At 35.9% G+C, this 473-nt stretch carries 1 protein-coding gene; it reads left to right on the top strand.

From position 1 onward, the window contains the following. Nucleotides 1-473: IS4 family transposase (locus KFD70_RS29450; protein ID WP_431613566.1), on the top strand; the 473-nt coding region annotated here is incomplete at both ends.

The raw sequence follows: 473 nt of genomic DNA, 5'->3' as shown, positions 1-473 counted from the left end.
GAGTTTTATTAAGTCCAGAGGGACTTAATCGACGATTTAATTCGGCTTCTGTAGCCTTCTTTCGAACTGTATTTATTACACTTCTACAAGCTAAAATTGGAGGGTTATCTAAGATTTCTCATTCTCTTTCTGCTTACTTTGAGCACATTCGTATCCTTGATTCTACAACCTTTCAAGTTCCAGATCGATTCGCATCTACTTATCCTGGTGCCGGAGGATGCAGTCATAAAGCTGGTGTAAAAATTCAACTAGAGTATGACTTATTGAGTGGAGAATTTTCTGATGTGAAAATTGAACCAGGCAAACGGAGTGATCAGGCGTATGGTGCGACTCGAACAGGTATGATACAAAAGAATGAACTATATATTCGTGACCTAGGATATTTTCGTTTACAAGACTTTAAGTCTATTCAAGATAAGCAAGGATATTATTTATCACGTCTTAAATTACCAACTAAAATATATAGAAAAGAA

Origin of the sequence: Bacillus pfraonensis, from assembly GCF_050768835.1 — a bacterium.
Lineage (GTDB): Bacteria > Bacillota > Bacilli > Bacillales > Bacillaceae_G > Bacillus_A > Bacillus_A pfraonensis.
Note: the sequence above shows the minus strand (reverse complement) of the source record. Positions and strands in the feature narration are given on the sequence as shown.